Genomic DNA, 16,749 nt, shown 5'->3' on the forward strand with positions numbered 1-16,749 from the left:
AAAATTAGCCTTTTTGATTTTTCAATTTATCGCGTTGTACTTGCTCAATTGGTAAAATATCTTGGCTTTTAAAAGCTAAAGCTTTATGAACCGCTTTTAAATCTCTTGATAGTTTACGCATTCCGATAGGCTCTAAAGAGGCTGCATGATCTGTGCCTTTCCATGTTCTATCTAACGTATAATGACGCTCAACAATATTTGCTCCTAGCGTATATGCTGCAACATCTACTGCAATACCTAGATGATGTCCAGAAAAACCAATATGCTTGACTTCGTTACCATATTTTTTAATCAATAAATTGATATCTAATAAACACACATCTTCAAATGGTACTGGATAACCAGAGGTGCAATTGTACAATACTAAATCTTTATTTCTGTTGTGTTTTTTGAAAAGCTCTACCAAATCCTCAATTTCATCTTTAGTAGTCATTCCTGTAGAGATATGAAGTTCTCCTTTATAATTCTCACACAACCACTCTAACATCTTAACATTATTGTTACATGCTGAAGGTATTTTAATAAACTTAGGGTTTAAAGACGCTATTTCTTTTGCAGAAGTCACATCCCAAACAGAGGTTGAATAATCGATACCTATTGCTTCACAAAAGTCTTTTAACTCTTGATGTTGGGTTACATCAAACTCTAAATACTCGCGATGTTCACCATAAGTATCTCCATAAGAATTAGATGGGTTAGGATGTGGACTATTGTACTGCTCCTCTGTCAATAACTCTTTATTGTGACGCTTCTGAAACTTGACAGCATCTACATTACAGAATATTTTAGCCATTTGAATTAATTCTTTGGCTATTTGCATATCACCTTTGTGGTTGCAACCAATTTCGGCAATGATGTAAGGTGTTTTGTAAGTATTCATAGTTTAGGACTAAAATCTTTTATTATAATTTTTCACAAACTGACAAGCTTCTCTAATCGCACCATTAGCAGAGTCTTTAGACAATACCACATCAGCGTTTGTTTTAATTTCTACCATAGCATTATTTGGTGCTAATGACCAACCAACACTAACTATATTGGCTAAATCGTTAACATCATCACCAACATAAGCGATGTTACTTAGTTCTATATTTTGCTCTTTAGCTAATTTATTTATCAAAGTAAATTTATCTTTTACTCCTAAATAGACTTGCTCTATTTGAAGCTTTTGCATACGCTTAGCCACTAATTCTGAGTTTTCAGAGGTCATGATTACTACCTCAACATCGAACTGGCGTAAAATTTCTAATCCCATTCCATCACGCATATCAAAACGTTTGGTATGTTCGCCATCCTTAGTGTAAGTAATACTTCCATCCGTAAAGACACCATCTACATCTAGTATTAAATGTGTGATTTTTTGGGCTGATTTGGCACGTTTTTGACGTTCAATCAACAATTGCTCAACAACAATCCAATCGCTTTCGCTATCAATCTCTTGTAAACTATCCTCTGGCATTTTAACAATACCTATGGTATCGCCTAATCTATTTTTTTTGTTTTGAAGCACTTCCTTTTTACAAACATAAACTGCTCCGTTTTCTATTAATAATCCCTCAAAATCTTGACGTCTTGGACGTTGTAACGGATTATAATTTATAGGTGTTCCATCTTCTTTCCATAAAAAACGATGTGTGTTGACTACAGTTAAAGCAGAATCTTTTCCGTTTTCAACTTCTTGCAAACATTTATTAATATCGGAAGCTTTTGTAAAAGGCGAAGTCGCTTGTAATAAGCAAAACACGTCAAAATCATAATTGATTTTTTTAGCTAGTTCAAGCATAGCACTTTCTGTAGACGCAGTGTCTGTAGCACTTTCGTCGCTTCTTAATAGTCCTTTAATTTTTGTGGTGTAATGGTATTCTTTATTGATAAAATCGATGATAGATTGATCGTCAGTATAAACATAAACTTCATCTAGATTAGATTGAAATGCCTCACCCAAAACCCAAGTAAACAAGGGTCTACCGACCATTTTACGTTTGTTTTTATTGGGAATACCTTTAGAGCCTTTACGTAAAGGAATAAAACCGATTTTTTTCATTTAATATTAAAAGATTCGAATTCTTAATTTATCGCTAAAATACACTTTTTTTCGGATGAAAGTTAAGAAATTTCGGATAAAAGGAGGATTAAAGATGATTTGAAATTAAAAGTTTTTATTTGAAACTTCGTGTAAATATTCAATTTCAGTTTTTAATGGAATTTGGTGATTTCCTACAAACAATCCATTAGCGTCAAGATACTTAGCATTTGTCATCTCTCCGAAGACTTCATAATCAAAATATTTTAAGACTTCATTTTTAGTAAAATCTCCTGTAACTATGGGTCTACAATCAATATGATGCGCTGTTAATACCTCAACTACATCCTTACGTTTAATGTTAGATTCTGGTTTAATGATTAAGCTAAATCCAAACCAGCTACTTTTATCTATATTTTTCTGAATATAAAAGTGTTTGTGATTTTTAAACAGATTAACAAAATACTCTGCATTTGCTCTTCTGTGTTTCAAAAAATCTGGAAGTTTTTTTAATTGCTCAACTCCTATAGCACCACTCATTTCTACAGGACGCAAATTATAACCTGGTAATACAAAACGGAAAGACTCTGTAAACCAATCGTCCGATTTGTTTGATACTTTGTTTTCTTTTGGTAAATGCCTAGTCCAACCATGTGCTCTTAAACTAATTAACACGTGGTATAATTCTTCATCGTCTGTTGCAACCAAACCACCTTCCATAGTAGCCATATGATGCGAAAAAAACGTTGAAAAAGTACCCATTAAACCAAAAGTACCAGCTTGCTTTCCTTTGTACTCTGCTCCCATAGACTCGCAATTATCTTCTAATAAAATAATATCTGTTTTGTCTATGTATGATTTTATGATATCAAAATCGTTAGGGTTTCCCAATAAGTTAACTGCAAAAATCATTTTTGTCTTATCTGTAATTGCAGCTTTTAATTGATTTAAGTCAAAATTTAATGTATGTAAATCAACATCTACAAACTTTAATTTTAAACCGTATTGATATAATGGAAAATAAGTTGTAGACCAAGATACTGCTGGTACAATGACTTCATCACCTTTTTTTAATTTAGGGTTTTTAGTATAAAACAATGCAGCTACAGCTAGTAAATTAGCTGAAGACCCAGAATTAACCATCACACAGTATTTGGAATCTATAAATGATGCAAATTCGGTTTCAAATTTAGCAACATGTTTACCCATAGTGTACATATCACTATCGATAACCGTTTTAATAGCTTCAATTTCTTTATCATCCCAAGTGGATGTTGCTAATGGATATTTAGTCATGTTTTACTTCTGTTTTATAGTAACTATAGGTTAATTGCAATCCTTGTTCTAAATCTGTTTTTGCAGTCCAACCAAAAGCTTTAAGTTTTGTATCATCAATCAATTTTTGATACATACCAACTGGTTTTGATAAATCATGTTCAAACTGTCCCTCAAAACCAATAACTTTAGCTATGGTTTTATAATAGTGATTAATAGTAAAATCATACCCTAATCCTACATTAATATTTTGTGGCATAGCAGTAAAATTTGATACTGCATAAAATATAAAATCTGCTAAATCTTTAGCGTACATAAACTCTCTTCTAGCTTCTCCATTTCCCCAAATTGTAATTGTTGAGTTTCCATTTAGTTTGGCTTCATCTATTTTTTTAATCACTGCAGGAACCATATGAGAGTGTTCTGGAGAAAACTTATCATACTTCCCATATAAATTACATGGAATTACCGTTTTGTATTGAAAATAATCATCCTCTTTATTGATGTACTCACAAAGTCTTGTCGTTACTATTTTAGCCAATGCATAGCCTTCATTTGTGGGTTCCAATTCGCCTTTTAAAATTAAGTCTTCTTGTAAAGGATTTTTGGCCTCTCTTGGATACATACAAGAGCTAGACAGATTTATAAAGTTTTTAACTCGGTTAGATTTAGCAGCCATAATCAAGTTACGACCAATATCAAGGTTTTTTATTAAAAAATCTACTGGTCGTGCTATATTGTCTTGAATACCACCTACCAATCCTGCTGCGTGAATAATAAAGTCTGGTTTTTGTTGCTTTATATAATTAAATACCGCATTATAATCTTCAAGATTTATTTCTTTTCTATTTGGTGCTAGAATAGTAATGTTAGGGTTTGTATTATATTCTAGAATATTCTTACCAACCATTCCATTGCCTCCTGTTAAAAAAATCTTGATTTGTTGAGGCATGTTATTTGTTTTTAATCAGTTTTAAATCATGTTGGGTCATAATTTTTACTAACTCTTTAAAAGAGGTTTTATTAGGATTCCAGCCCAAATTAGCTTTGGCTTTGGCTGGATTACCTAATAAGGTTTCTACTTCGGCTAGGCGGTAATAATTTGGATCAATTTCTATTAAAACACGTCCTGATTCTGCACAGACTCCTTTTTCGTTCTCGTCTTTACCTTCCCAATTAATTGTAATATCAGCTTCTTTAAACGCCAGCTCACAAAATTCTCTAACGGTATGCTGTTCTCCTGTTCCAATAACATAATCTTCAGGAACCTCTTGCTGTAACATGAGCCACATACATTCTACATAATCTTTAGCATAACCCCAATCACGTTTGGCGTCTAAGTTTCCTAAATATAGCTTATCCTGAATACCATGTGCAATTCTTGCTGCTGCTAATGTAATTTTTCTAGTGACAAACGTTTCACCACGACGCTCAGACTCATGATTAAATAAAATTCCGTTAACCGCATACATATTGTACGATTCGCGGTAGTTTTTAGTAATCCAAAAGGCATATAGCTTAGCAACTCCATAAGGCGATCTTGGATAAAACGGAGTTGTTTCTGTTTGTGGCGTCTCTTGTACCTTACCATATAGTTCTGAGGTAGATGCTTGATAGATTCTAGTTTTATTGGTCAGTCCACAAATGCGAATTGCTTCTAATAATTTTAAGGTACCTATACCATCTGTTTCTGCGGTATATTCTGGTAAATCAAAAGAGACTTTTACATGGGACTGTGCTGCGAGATTATAAATCTCGTCTGGTTGGATTTCTTGAACTAAACGAATCAAATTAGAACCATCTGTCATATCTCCATAATGCAATTTTATATTTTGCTGTTTATGAATATCTTTAAGTATGGTGTCAATATATAAATGCTCTATACGTTCTGTATTAAATGTTGAACTACGTCTAATTATACCATGTACCATATAGCCTTTATCAAGTAAAAGCTCTGCAAGGTAAGATCCATCTTGTCCGTTTATTCCTGTAATTAATGCAACTTTCATTGGTTGTTTATTGAGTTGATAAAGGTACTAATTTCTGAAGTGAATATTTGTGCTCCGTTTTTAAAAAGGTGCGAATAGTCGTTATAATATTCTTTTTCTCTGTAAATTGGATTTAAGGTATCATAAATAAATAATCTCTCCTTTGGATTCATTAATGATTTAAAACGTGATACAAATGTTGAATTGAAAGTTTTAAAATTTGGTGGCAAGGCAAAAATTAATTCAATATTATTCATTTTACACATATATTGAATATTTGTAAACGAGGTTAGCTTATTTGTAAGTTCTTCTTTTGCATTATATGAAATCACATTATTTGAAAAATCTAATTTTTTCTTGTTATTTCTTACAATATACGGTCTAGATCCTGAACTATCTATTGGATTAAAATGAAACGGTTTTCTTTTATGAAATTCAAGATTAGAACGATTAATTCTTGATAACATAAAAAACCACGAAAGAAAATTTTTCTCTTTCTGTTTAATTAATTCAGAATTGATATAATTGTATTTAGATAGTGGTATTAATCGATCTATCCTAAATTTAAGAGACGCTTCTTCAATAAACTCATAAGGAGTATCTATGACTAAAACAACAATTTTAGGTACACTATTGTATTTTAAAAGAGTTTTTAAAACAAACTCATGAAATATGACATTTGAACCTTCATAGGATAAATTATAAGATGTAAACCCTGTCTCATTCTCTAGTTGTCCTGCTAATACATCTGAGGCTCCTTTAGAAGAACCTAGTACTATTAACTCTTTATTCATTTTACCTTCTAAAACAGTTTCTAGTCTTTTATCATACTCACGTTTTGGTGCTTCTAGCAAAAAAATATAGGTGATTTTTTCTACAATAAAAAAGAGTAGCACAAATAAAACGATATGTTTTAAAAAACGTTTCATCTTAAAACTGGAAATAAATAAATTCTTGTTGTTTTTCGTTACTAAATACAAATACTAATGCTATAATAACCATATAAAAAGCCCATCGTAACACTCTGGATTGTTTTAATAACATGACCTCAATTGCATATTGTTGTCGTCTTCCAATCCACTCAACTACTATAAATATAAATATCAATATGATTATATTAGTTGGCCTTATCGTTGGTAAAGACAATAAGCTTTTACTAAAAATACTTTTTAGGTAAGAAATTGCATGCGTAATGGTCTCTGCCCTAAAAAAGACCCAAGCTAAAACAGTAATCCCAAAAGTAATAAGCATTTGTACACTTTCTTTTAAATTAGGAAAACGTCTATCTTGAGCTATAACATTTAGATTATTACGGTTACGTTTTGCTAGTAATAAAGGTAAAAAATAAAGTGCATTTAAAAATCCCCAAACCAAAAACGTCCAATTAGCACCATGCCAAAAACCGCTAACTAAAAAAATAATAAATGTATTGCGGACTTTCATCCACGTGCCACCTCTACTTCCTCCTAACGGAATGTATAAATAGTCTCTAAACCAAGTAGATAAAGAAATATGCCAACGTCTCCAAAATTCAGCAATATCACGCGAAAAATAAGGGAATGCAAAATTTTGTTTTAAGTTAAATCCAAACAATCTAGACGTCCCAATTGCAATGTCTGAATACCCTGAAAAATCACCATAAATCTGAAAGGTAAAAAACAAAGCACCCATCAATAAAGTACTTCCTGAATGTTCTGCAGAATTATTAAATATTTGATTGGCATATTCTGCACAATTGTCTGCAATCACAACTTTTTTGAAAAATCCCCAAAGGATCTGTCGGCATCCATCAACCGCTTGACTGTAATGGAAATGACGTTTTTTATAAAATTGAGGTAATAAATTAGTAGCACGCTCTATAGGTCCTGCAACTAATTGTGGAAAAAAGCTGACAAACGCTAAAAAAGACACAATATCTTGAGTGGGATCTAATTTTCTTTTATAGACATCAATAGTATAACTTAAGGTTTGGAAGGTGTAAAAACTTATTCCGACTGGAAGAATAATATCCAAAGTATTAGGTTGAATTTTAGTCCCGAAAAACGAAAACGCTTCCACAAAATTATCAACAAAAAAATTATAATATTTAAAAAAGCCTAAAAACCCTAAATTAACAAGAATACTAGTCCATAGCAGTAATTTTCTTTTGCTGGGTAAATCTTCTTTTTTTAATTGTAAACCTATAGTATAATCTACTAAAGAACTGAAGATAATTAAAGACAAAAAACGCCAATCCCACCAACCATAGAACACGTAACTGGCTAATACTAGTAATGCATTTTGCAGTTTCAGGTTTTTATCTGTTATAAACCAATACAGTATAAATACTATAGGTAAAAAAACAGCAAAATCTAGTGAGTTAAATAGCATTTACGCAGAATAATTTAGCGGTTTTAAACTTAATTTTCTAATAATAGTGTCTTGTTGTACAGGTTGTCTGTATTTTAATATACTTGGTAGTTTAATTAGCGTAGTAAAACATACAAAAACAAACGACTTAAAATAGTTCCAATCTTTTAAAGCATACTTATTAAAGTTATGCCATAATGTTTTAAATACCTTTTTAATTGGTTTAGGGTAATAGACCAAATAATAACGTAATGTGTTTTTTAATTGTCGTTCAAATCTAAAATAGTTGCGACCTTGTAATTGTCTTTTTTTGACATCAATACGATGGTTGACTTTAATATTTGGTTGATAAATAATATCAAATCCTAAATCCAAAACTTCTAATGCTACTGCTGGTTCTTCACCATAAATATCTATCCAAACTGGAAAACCGTTTGTAGCTTGATACACTTCGTTTTTAATCGCAAAACCACAACCTACAAAGTCATTGGTCAAATGTGACTCTAAATCTTTAGAATGCTGTAAAGCGTCTTCATCGGTTTTAAACATCCCTCTAACTTCCTGAAATGCAATAATGCCCAAATGTGTATTGTGTTGAAATTCGGCTTCAATTGCTTCAATAAAATGAGGACTTATCGGATGTGCATCATCATCTAGTCCTATAAAAATTCTTCCTTTTGCTTTTTTATATAATATATTTCTTGCAGGAGACGCACTAACACTTTGCTTTGAAACTGTCCAATGTACCCAATAAAAATCTGCAATAATACTTTCGGTATTAGAACAACCATCAATAAATACCAACACTTCATGAATAGATAAATCTATTATAGTCTTCAACTTATTTAAAGTTAAAGCCAAATCTTCTGGTCTATTTTTAGTGACTATTAAAAATGAAAGTTGCATTTATGAATGTTCCGACAAAACGGTTTGATATAGGGTTTGTATTTTGGGTTGCAATGTAGCACGATTATACTGTTTTTGTATAAGATTAGTATTAAAAACTTGAGATTGCTCTCTTAAATTTTGATTTTGAAGTGATTTGTTAATGTGATTAGCAATTTCTTTTTCATCAAACGGATTAGCAATTAGTAATCCATTTTTACCATGTATAATGACTTCTTCAGTGACTTGACCTGGATTTGATTGAATTGGGAATGCTCCCATTGACATCGCTTCCAATAAGGCGTTAGGCATTCCATCTGAAATACTATTGGCTATATGAAGACAGCTTCTACCCATTAACTCTAACAAGTGTTGATTTTGAATGAAGGCATATCTAGAGTGAATGGTTATAGCTAAAGTTGGCAATATCTTAGATTGATTTATTTGTTTTTGGATACTATCATCTGCACTATAAATAACAATTTGCTTATCTTCTAAAAGTTCTACTGTAACTAACTCCAAAGCGTTTAATACTATTGAAGCTTTACCCACACCATCGTCGTAACCTTTAATTAAAATAACTGGTCGTTCTGAAACAGATTTAATTTTAGAATTATCGATAGTTAGTCCTCCATTTCCAGGGAAAACGCCTAAAAACTGATTGTTAAATCCATTTTTAACTGCTAAATGATAATCCCGTTTGCAATCTGTTATCAGATAATTGGCACGCTTATAAAAGCGTTGCAATTCGTTTTTTGAAACGCCTAATTGTTCAAAATAAAACACATCGCTTCCCCAAGACGAATAGATTAATGGAATAGTATTCTGTTCCATAATAGGAAGAATAGGCAGTCCTGCTAATTGCATTTCAAAACAATGGATAATATCTGGTTCTATGGATTCTACAGCTTTTTGAAAAGCACTTGACACACTATTTTCATTAATCTTCTTTATACTTTTATATATTTTTGGGAACCTTTTTTTAATTGCACTTCTAAACGGAAAATTCAATTTTAATTTCCATCCTTTTATTTGAGTCACCCATTCTATTTTTGGCGATTGTGGTCCACCATCTGTTATGTCAAACCAATAGACATCATACCCAGAATCTTTCAATTGGTTGACCCATTGAAAGAAATGATGGTTTGGTATGGCGACCATTAAAATCTTCATAATTACAACTTAAATAAAGGTTTAAATTTTGTATCTCCTTTTTTGATGACTTTAAAAATACCATAGAAAAAACGAATTCGAGATAGTTTTGATTTTAAATCATCGTTATAAGCTAATTGTTCTTGTTTTATAAAATTTAAACAGCTCTTAGCTGCTTTAAAATTTCGTTCTGCCAAAGCTTGCCTGAAAAATCCTAAAGTCATTTTTAAGATGGCTAGCTTAATATTTTTGGAATCTGACGACCTCAATACGGTTCTTTTAGCTTCAAAATAAGAGGCTAAACCATAATCGACATTAGTATAAAAACTATGGGTTGAAGAGTTTAATCCAACACGATAAAAAATCAATGGTTTGTTTATTATCGCATAAGTTTTATTCTCAAAAAGCGCACGTGCATACAGCTCGTGATCTTCCAAAATATGTAAATCCTCTCTAATGGGCAAATATGGTAACAAACTTGAGGCTTTCCAAAGTGGAGCTACCATCATCATAGGGAAAGTACCTGTAGCAAAATCTTCAAACAAGTTTTTACTTTCTTGTATTTGAGGTTGAGATTTTGCATATAAATTCTCATTAAAATCTCCTGTAAATTCCTGTAATTGGCAAACTACAAAATCATTATCTTGAATCGCTTCTATCTTCAACTTAAGATGTTCTGGATGCATAATATCATCACTATCAAAAAACTGAATGTAATGGCCTTTAATCTTAGTAATTGCATAATTCCTGCAACTGCTAGGTCCTTTTTTTAAATTAGATGGACGCTCAAACAGTTGAAAACGCTTATCTGCTTCAATTATTTTTTTAGTAATGTTAACAGTCGTGTCTGTACTACCATCATCTACAATTATACACTCCCAACTGGTATAGGATTGTGCTTTAATAGAAGCTATAGTTTCTTCTATTAAATGTTCACGATTGTATATGGGAATGATGATAGAAATCATTATCTAAAAGCTATAATTTTTAAAATATAAAACTGAGATTTAATGCTATCTAATGGCGACATCTGAGGACTTGAATACACGTATTGAAGTCTTCTGTAATACTTTATAAAATCTTTTAATCTTTGTTTTAAATTGGTCTCAAAACGCAAACCTGCATAAAAAGCCCACAATGTTTTTTTGGCTATTATTTTATTAAAATTAGCATCTACACTAATGCTATTATCCTTAGCCAATTTTAAACATTGGTAACGGTAATAAAACACGTCATATAATTTTTGCTTAGTGATGTTTGCTTTTGCGCTGATTTGACTATCATGTCCATCACCACTTCTAATGGTTGCTAATACTTTATCAAGAATTACTAGTTTAGGTTGTTGGGCAATCATCCGTATATGAAACTCGTTATCTTGATAGCGCATAATGGCTTCATCAAATAAGGGTTTTCCTTCAAGAAAAGTCTTTTTCCACATAAAACCACAGGTTTGTATTTCTATAGTTTCCATTGCGTAATTATAGAATAGAGACTTTCCGTTTTGATATTCAAATTTACTGTCTCTAAATACTGTTAATTGATAATTTGCGTAATTGTTTCTGTGGATAACAGCATCGGTATTAGTTGTAAAGGCATTTACTTTGTCTTCTAAAAATGTAGACTTCATGACATCGTCACTATCAAACCAATTAATATATATTCCTTTTGCTAAAGTAAAACCATAATTACGACAACTATTGGCACCTTTTACTAAGTGATTTGGTCGTATTTTATACTGTATTCTATTGTCTTTATTACTATACTCTGCAATGGTTTGTTCTGTATGATCACTACTACCATCATCAATAACTAAACACTCCCAATTATTATAAGTTTGTGCTTGTATAGAATCTAGTGTCATTTTTATAATAGACTCACGATTAAAGACTGGAATTATAATAGAAACTAATGGTAAATTCACTTTAAAAAGAAGTTACATACTTATACTTTTTTGTAGCTATTACAAAAACACTCTTATTACCAACATATTCCTTAGTAAAAACTTCAATATTTATGAGCTTTAAAAGATCCAAAATAGATTGTGTTGTTTCTTTCTCTCCAATTCGTTCATAATCATCTATAATAACCATAAATTCATCTCCTTTAGATTTAAGCTTTAAAAGAGCAACAATATCATGACGCGAAAAATGAGGCGATCCAAAAGGACCATCAACAATGTATAAATCAAAAGCTTCTGTTATTTTGCTCTCGATATCTTTGTAACCATTACTGTTATGACCATTAATTTGTTTTTTTGTTAATTCAAAAATTTCGATTTTAGAGTTAGTTGATGCTTTAAAATTATTTAAAAATAATGTTTTCCAATTGTCATCATGTTCTATAGTTAGTAATTGAGAGTTTGATAGATAATGATCTAAAAATGTAGAAATAAACTTAGTAGACTCACCAAGTCCAAACTCTATAATTTTTTCAGGTTTATACTCAGATAAAATCCTATTCAACAAATAAAAGAACGTATAGTTTCCAGCCCATCTACCAACATTTATTGGTAAATTTTCAATCTCTTTCTTCCCTCTAATACTGTCATGATAAATTTGAGCCCATTCCAACTCTTTGGATTGTAAATACATCAAACGTTGTAACTTTATTTGCTCTCTAAGTATTCTTTTAATTTTACTTATCATTTTTAAAAAATATTAAAGACTTTATATATAATTTTACTTTGTCTAAAAAACTAAAATTTGTCGCTGTTAATCTTGAAATTTCTTTCAACTGATTAATCATTTTTGGACTGTATTTTTTATTTGCTTTAAAATACTGATTTATAGCTTCTGTTTGAAAAGTTTGCAGAATAGTTTTTAAATTTTCTTGATTAAAAAACCCTTTAGCATTTGCTTTAAAGGCTTTATTGTTCAATTTAATCAAAGCAACTAACTCTTCAAAATTAAGTCTTTCAGTATAAGAAAACTGTTTGATATAAGCTTGTTTTTCTAACTCTGTATAATCTAAATTTAATTGATTTAACATATTAAATCTTGATAAACTAGCACTTTTACGCTGTATTTCTTTTTTAGTTATTGACACTTGATTGTCGTGCACGCGATACAAAAACAAGACGTCTTGGATGTTGTATAATTGACCTACTTGAGACAGTCTTACCCATAAATCATAATCTTCTGCAGGTTCATAAGCAGTATTATAATTAATGTTATGTGTGTTTAACACTGATGTTCTAATCATAGCAGTTGGATGACCAATACAAGACTCTTTTAGTAAACCTAGCTTTATAGCATCATGATGCTCTGGAGCTTCTATGATAGTTTCTGTATCTATTAGTTTAAAAATAGAACCACAGACAACAATATCGTCATTTTGTTCAAAAATAGCGACTTGTTTTTCAAATCGATTTGGTAGACTAATATCGTCGCCATCCATTCTAGCAATATACTTTCCTTTTGCAATGGTCAATCCATAATTTAAGCTATTGGTATAGCCAGAATTTTTTGGTTTAACAATTAGGTTGATGCGTGGATCGTCAAATGTTTTTATAATATCTACTGTACCATCTGTACTACAATCATCAATTATAATACACTCAAAATTAGTATAGGTTTGGTTTAAAATACTTTGTACTGCATCGTGTACATATTGTTCACAATTATAAGTTGGTATTAAAACGGTTATAAGTGGTTGTTGAATCATAACTATAGCTTTATCCAACTTTTAGGAACAACATCAGTGTAGTCATATTGGTCTCCATTAAACCATTGTTTTGGTGCAATAACTATTTTATTTGGATTGGTATTTAACCAAGCAGACCACCAACTAAAACTGCTATTTGCTATAATATTATGTTTACAATTAGACATGAGTTTAATGTCTTCAAAAGCTGTTGCAGCATCATTACAATCGACATAAACTGCTTTATGATTAGTTTTAAAGTTCGCTTTTACCCATTCCATATCATCCGAAAATAAATAATAGGTTGGTTGTTCTATTTTACTTTCAATAACTGCCATAGCGTCTTTATAGTATTGCGCTTTAGAAGTATTGTGCACCTCATGTTTTAAAAAATCCCCTCGTCTAATATGAATGGATACTGCATTGGTCTTAGCCATTTCTGCTAATAAATATTGAGTTTGTTGTTTTAATGGTGAAACAATTTTAAAGTTGTTTAAAATATCGTTTCGATAATTTATAAAATAGTCTTCTGACTGAAAGTAACCGTTTAACTGAATGTTTTTAGTATTAATATTGAATACTTCTGGGTTAAATCTAAAAGATTGCTCATTATAGTAAGTGGTTAAATTTAGCTTGTGTTCTAGCTTTCTAATCCACTTGCTTTTTTGATTAAAGAGTTTAGCATTAATATTAAAATGATGCAACCCATAATCATGTAAATTATAATCGTCAAAACCTGATGTGTCTAATTTTAATTCTTGTTTAGTATGTAGTGCTACTGCTTTTGCAGCAGCATACTGAAACATTTGATTACCCAAACCACCTATTAACTTTATAACGATCACTTAGTATTGTTTTAATGTCCAATTTTCCCAAACAAACTCGTATTGATAGGTTAATTGGTGCGTTTTTGACAATTCGTTTTGAATGGCTTTCATTCTTTCAGCAGCATTTGGTATAATAAAATCATGAAACTGAATTTGTAAATCTGTAAATAAAGGAAGCATATTATGAGCTATTAACGCTTCTAACACGTCATATTCGCCACCTTCGATATTTATTTTTATTAAATCAATATGCTTTATGTTATTAGCTTTTATAAAATCTACAATGGATTTAAGCTGAATGGTTTCCGCATGTTTAGATTTAATATAGACTGAGGACGAATTGTCTGTTAAACTAATTTGCATGGTTTGATCTTGACCTGCTAAACCATACTGATACGCTTTAATTTTAGGGTTATCTGCAAACTTCTGCTTAATAATATTATAAAACGATTGAATAGGCTCAAAAACATAAATTGTGGATTCATATTTATTGTAAATATCTGATGCAAATTCACCTTTATAACCTCCTAAATCAAACACAACAGAATCCTTATTTAATGGATAATTTAAACGTAACGTTTCATCGCCTTTTACAGTAAACCAAGGTTTGCAACGCTCATATTGCAACTGATTTTGTTGATTTTGTTGGTCTATTTGCTTTTTAAATAGAATGTATTTTAATTTTCTTTTAATTTTTTTAATCATTTTACTTCTATTTAGTCTTTATCACTCAAAAAGTCACGTTCTAAAAAGTTATAAATTTGCTCTTTAGTGAGTCCTTTTTGTTTATAAATCCATTGTTTAAAACCTTTATATTTAAATAATTTTTTGAATATTTTTTCTGAAATTATATATTTTAAAGGACTTGCTTTTAACGTACTAATAGCTTCAAAATCGTTATAATGTTTTTCTTCTGTTTTTAAATTTTCAAATTCCTTTTCTATCCATTCTTCAGAAGCATTACCCATATGATACGCATAATTATCATACGTTGCTAACTGGTAACCTCCCATTTTAAGGATGGGTAAATCATTATACAAATACTCGCTTGTACCACCAAGTTTATAGTTGCTATTGGTATCTGGAATTTTATTAAATACTTCATTTTTATAGGTTCCAACAAAATGAGAGTTACCAACTACTGCTTTTGTATTGTTTTTACCTTCTAAAGTAGCTATGACGTCTTTTAAATGTGGTTCTAAATCTGGCCAACCTACACTTTTTGCAAATTTGGTTAAGCCTTCTGGGCTTTTAACTGGACTAAACTTTAGCTTGCTTGAAAATAAATAATCCATCCATATATTTCCTGTATGACGTAATTGGGTTCTATAAATTGGTACAGGACTTACCATTCCTGCTTTTGGAAAGGCTTCAAAAGTTGCTAAAACTGCTTTCTCCCAATCGTTTAAAAACAAAACGTCTGCATCTGTAATTGTGATTAAGCGTTCTTCTGCGGTCCGTAAAGCTTTTAGTATACTATTTATTTTACCTATGGTTTCAGTTTCTATAATAAGCTCGTCAATGTGATTATCTTCATATAATTTGAATAGTCTTTCATTGACTTTAGATGTACTTCCGTTTGAGACTACAGATATTTTTAAAGGTGATACAGCTGTTTTTTGCACTGACAATACACACATTTTAAAAATCTTAAAAGCATCTTTATAATAGCCTTCCTCATTTGGAATATATAAAGGAATAATTACACGATGCGAGCAAGGTTGTAACTCTAGTGTTTTATTACGTACTATGTTTTCCCCTTTTCTCATGAATGCGTTATGATAAATCTATTTAAATATCCTAAACCTAGTTTAGATACTGTATTAGCTAAAAATAATTTTATTTTTATGGTTTTTCTACTTCCCCATTTATCATGAAATAATATTAAACCTTCAATCATTTTTTTATTATTTAATACCCAAGTCCAGTTTTCTTTAATGATATAATTTGGTGTTTTTGCTGGTAACTCAAACGATTTATTTTTATTATCTCCAACACTACTTTGTCCATGTAAATGGTGTACTATTGCGTTAGTGACTAATGCGTGTTTAATATTATATTTTTGTAATTGCATAGCATAGTCATTATCTGCATAATAAAAACCGAAACGTTCATCTAATTTTTTTATAGCTTCAAACACCTTTTTATGTGCTACAATACACCAACCTGTAAGGTGTTTTTGTATTTGATAACCAACAATATAATTATTATTTTCTAATGCCTCTTTAGGTAAGCTATTAGCTTTAGGATCTAATGGCGAAACGGATAACAATTTGGGATTATGTTGCAAAACGTTATTAGTTTCGACTAACCAATTTATATCAAAAACGACATCGTTATTGCTTAAAATATAGTACTCTGCATTAGCATGACTTACTCCAATATTTAAAAACTTATGAAAACTAAACGCATCCTTGGGTGTAATAATTTTTAAATGCTGAACGTTGTATTGGTAATGGCTGTTTTTGTTGCTTTCTATCAATAATATCTCATAATCTACTTTGGCCTTAATAGCACTTTTTATAAAGGTGTCAAAGCATTCTACATTCATATCGTACGTAGATTGTTGATCTGTTTTTGACAATACTATTAAAGAAAATTTTGGCAT

The 16,749-nt window shown here is 30.7% G+C and carries 17 protein-coding genes; all 17 read right to left on the reverse strand.

Features of this window, described 5'->3' with window-relative positions:
* Positions 1–4 precede the first annotated feature (4 nt).
* On the reverse strand, positions 5–880 hold the full coding sequence (locus tag Ollyesu_RS00310; RefSeq protein WP_279301823.1) for an N-acetylneuraminate synthase family protein: 876 nt from the start codon (positions 878–880) through the stop codon (positions 5–7).
* 9 nt (positions 881–889) lie between these two features.
* On the reverse strand, positions 890–2,044 hold the full coding sequence (locus tag Ollyesu_RS00315; RefSeq protein ID WP_279301824.1) for an acylneuraminate cytidylyltransferase: 1,155 nt from the start codon (positions 2,042–2,044) through the stop codon (positions 890–892).
* Positions 2,045–2,149: 105 nt separating this feature from the next.
* A complete protein-coding gene (locus Ollyesu_RS00320; protein ID WP_279301825.1) occupies positions 2,150–3,319 on the reverse strand; it encodes a DegT/DnrJ/EryC1/StrS family aminotransferase in 1,170 nt (389 codons plus the stop codon).
* The gene (locus Ollyesu_RS00325) at positions 3,312–4,250 is read right to left on the reverse strand and encodes a GDP-L-fucose synthase (RefSeq protein ID WP_279301826.1); all 939 of its coding nucleotides are present in this window, start codon (positions 4,248–4,250) and stop codon (positions 3,312–3,314) included. The genes Ollyesu_RS00320 and Ollyesu_RS00325 overlap by 8 nt, the downstream gene beginning before the upstream one ends.
* A gap of 1 nt (position 4,251) precedes the next feature.
* Positions 4,252–5,307, reverse strand: coding sequence for a GDP-mannose 4,6-dehydratase (gene gmd, locus Ollyesu_RS00330; protein WP_279301827.1), 1,056 nt, complete (start codon positions 5,305–5,307; stop codon positions 4,252–4,254).
* Positions 5,304–6,215, reverse strand: coding sequence for a hypothetical protein (locus tag Ollyesu_RS00335; protein WP_279301828.1), 912 nt, complete (start codon positions 6,213–6,215; stop codon positions 5,304–5,306). The genes gmd and Ollyesu_RS00335 overlap by 4 nt, the downstream gene beginning before the upstream one ends.
* A 1-nt stretch (position 6,216) precedes the next feature.
* Entirely contained in the window at positions 6,217–7,656 is a 1,440-nt protein-coding gene (locus tag Ollyesu_RS00340; protein ID WP_279301829.1) for an MBOAT family O-acyltransferase, read from the reverse strand.
* On the reverse strand, positions 7,657–8,541 hold the full coding sequence (locus tag Ollyesu_RS00345; protein ID WP_279301830.1) for a glycosyltransferase: 885 nt from the start codon (positions 8,539–8,541) through the stop codon (positions 7,657–7,659).
* Positions 8,542–9,693: a glycosyltransferase family 4 protein gene (locus Ollyesu_RS00350; RefSeq protein ID WP_279301831.1), complete on the reverse strand. Its 1,152-nt coding sequence runs from the start codon at positions 9,691–9,693 to the stop codon at positions 8,542–8,544.
* Between the two features lie 2 nt (positions 9,694–9,695).
* A complete protein-coding gene (locus Ollyesu_RS00355; RefSeq protein ID WP_279301832.1) occupies positions 9,696–10,640 on the reverse strand; it encodes a glycosyltransferase family 2 protein in 945 nt (314 codons plus the stop codon).
* Positions 10,640–11,593, reverse strand: a complete 954-nt coding sequence (locus tag Ollyesu_RS00360) for a glycosyltransferase family 2 protein (protein WP_279301833.1) — start codon at positions 11,591–11,593, stop codon at positions 10,640–10,642. Before Ollyesu_RS00360 ends, Ollyesu_RS00355 begins: the two co-directional genes overlap by 1 nt.
* Before the next feature lies 1 nt (position 11,594).
* Entirely contained in the window at positions 11,595–12,317 is a 723-nt protein-coding gene (locus tag Ollyesu_RS00365; protein ID WP_279301834.1) for a hypothetical protein, read from the reverse strand.
* A complete protein-coding gene (locus Ollyesu_RS00370; RefSeq protein WP_279301835.1) occupies positions 12,307–13,335 on the reverse strand; it encodes a glycosyltransferase family 2 protein in 1,029 nt (342 codons plus the stop codon). The genes Ollyesu_RS00365 and Ollyesu_RS00370 overlap by 11 nt, the downstream gene beginning before the upstream one ends.
* A 2-nt stretch (positions 13,336–13,337) precedes the next feature.
* Positions 13,338–14,159 carry an alpha-1,2-fucosyltransferase gene (locus tag Ollyesu_RS00375; RefSeq protein WP_279301836.1) on the reverse strand — a complete coding sequence of 274 codons (822 nt, stop codon included), beginning with the start codon at positions 14,157–14,159 and terminating at the stop codon, positions 13,338–13,340.
* Positions 14,160–14,846, reverse strand: coding sequence for an FkbM family methyltransferase (locus Ollyesu_RS00380; protein ID WP_279301837.1), 687 nt, complete (start codon positions 14,844–14,846; stop codon positions 14,160–14,162). It abuts the gene before it with no gap.
* Positions 14,847–14,857: 11 nt separating this feature from the next.
* A complete protein-coding gene (locus Ollyesu_RS00385) occupies positions 14,858–15,910 on the reverse strand; it encodes a glycosyltransferase (protein ID WP_279301838.1) in 1,053 nt (350 codons plus the stop codon).
* Complete coding sequence (locus Ollyesu_RS00390) at positions 15,907–16,749, reverse strand: hypothetical protein (protein ID WP_279301839.1); 843 nt, start codon at positions 16,747–16,749, stop codon at positions 15,907–15,909. The genes Ollyesu_RS00385 and Ollyesu_RS00390 overlap by 4 nt, the downstream gene beginning before the upstream one ends.

It is taken from the genome of Olleya sp. YS, from assembly GCF_029760915.1.
Taxonomy (GTDB): Bacteria; Bacteroidota; Bacteroidia; order Flavobacteriales; family Flavobacteriaceae; genus Olleya.

Bases quoted from the DNA above. Each gene is read 5' to 3' on its own strand.
- Ollyesu_RS00310 (WP_279301823.1), bottom strand. From the start codon at position 880: ATGAATACTTACAAAACACCTTACATCATTGCCGAAATTGGTTGCAAC.
- Ollyesu_RS00315 (WP_279301824.1), bottom strand. From the start codon at position 2,044: ATGAAAAAAATCGGTTTTATTCCTTTACGTAAAGGCTCTAAAGGTATT.
- Ollyesu_RS00320 (WP_279301825.1), bottom strand. From the start codon at position 3,319: ATGACTAAATATCCATTAGCAACATCCACTTGGGATGATAAAGAAATT.
- Ollyesu_RS00325 (WP_279301826.1), bottom strand. From the start codon at position 4,250: ATGCCTCAACAAATCAAGATTTTTTTAACAGGAGGCAATGGAATGGTT.
- gmd (WP_279301827.1), bottom strand. From the start codon at position 5,307: ATGAAAGTTGCATTAATTACAGGAATAAACGGACAAGATGGATCTTAC.
- Ollyesu_RS00335 (WP_279301828.1), bottom strand. From the start codon at position 6,215: ATGAAACGTTTTTTAAAACATATCGTTTTATTTGTGCTACTCTTTTTT.
- Ollyesu_RS00340 (WP_279301829.1), bottom strand. From the start codon at position 7,656: ATGCTATTTAACTCACTAGATTTTGCTGTTTTTTTACCTATAGTATTT.
- Ollyesu_RS00345 (WP_279301830.1), bottom strand. From the start codon at position 8,541: ATGCAACTTTCATTTTTAATAGTCACTAAAAATAGACCAGAAGATTTG.
- Ollyesu_RS00350 (WP_279301831.1), bottom strand. From the start codon at position 9,693: ATGAAGATTTTAATGGTCGCCATACCAAACCATCATTTCTTTCAATGG.
- Ollyesu_RS00355 (WP_279301832.1), bottom strand. From the start codon at position 10,640: ATGATTTCTATCATCATTCCCATATACAATCGTGAACATTTAATAGAA.
- Ollyesu_RS00365 (WP_279301834.1), bottom strand. From the start codon at position 12,317: ATGATAAGTAAAATTAAAAGAATACTTAGAGAGCAAATAAAGTTACAA.
- Ollyesu_RS00370 (WP_279301835.1), bottom strand. From the start codon at position 13,335: ATGATTCAACAACCACTTATAACCGTTTTAATACCAACTTATAATTGT.
- Ollyesu_RS00380 (WP_279301837.1), bottom strand. From the start codon at position 14,846: ATGATTAAAAAAATTAAAAGAAAATTAAAATACATTCTATTTAAAAAG.
- Ollyesu_RS00385 (WP_279301838.1), bottom strand. From the start codon at position 15,910: ATGAGAAAAGGGGAAAACATAGTACGTAATAAAACACTAGAGTTACAA.
- Ollyesu_RS00390 (WP_279301839.1), bottom strand. From the start codon at position 16,749: ATGCCAAAATTTTCTTTAATAGTATTGTCAAAAACAGATCAACAATCT.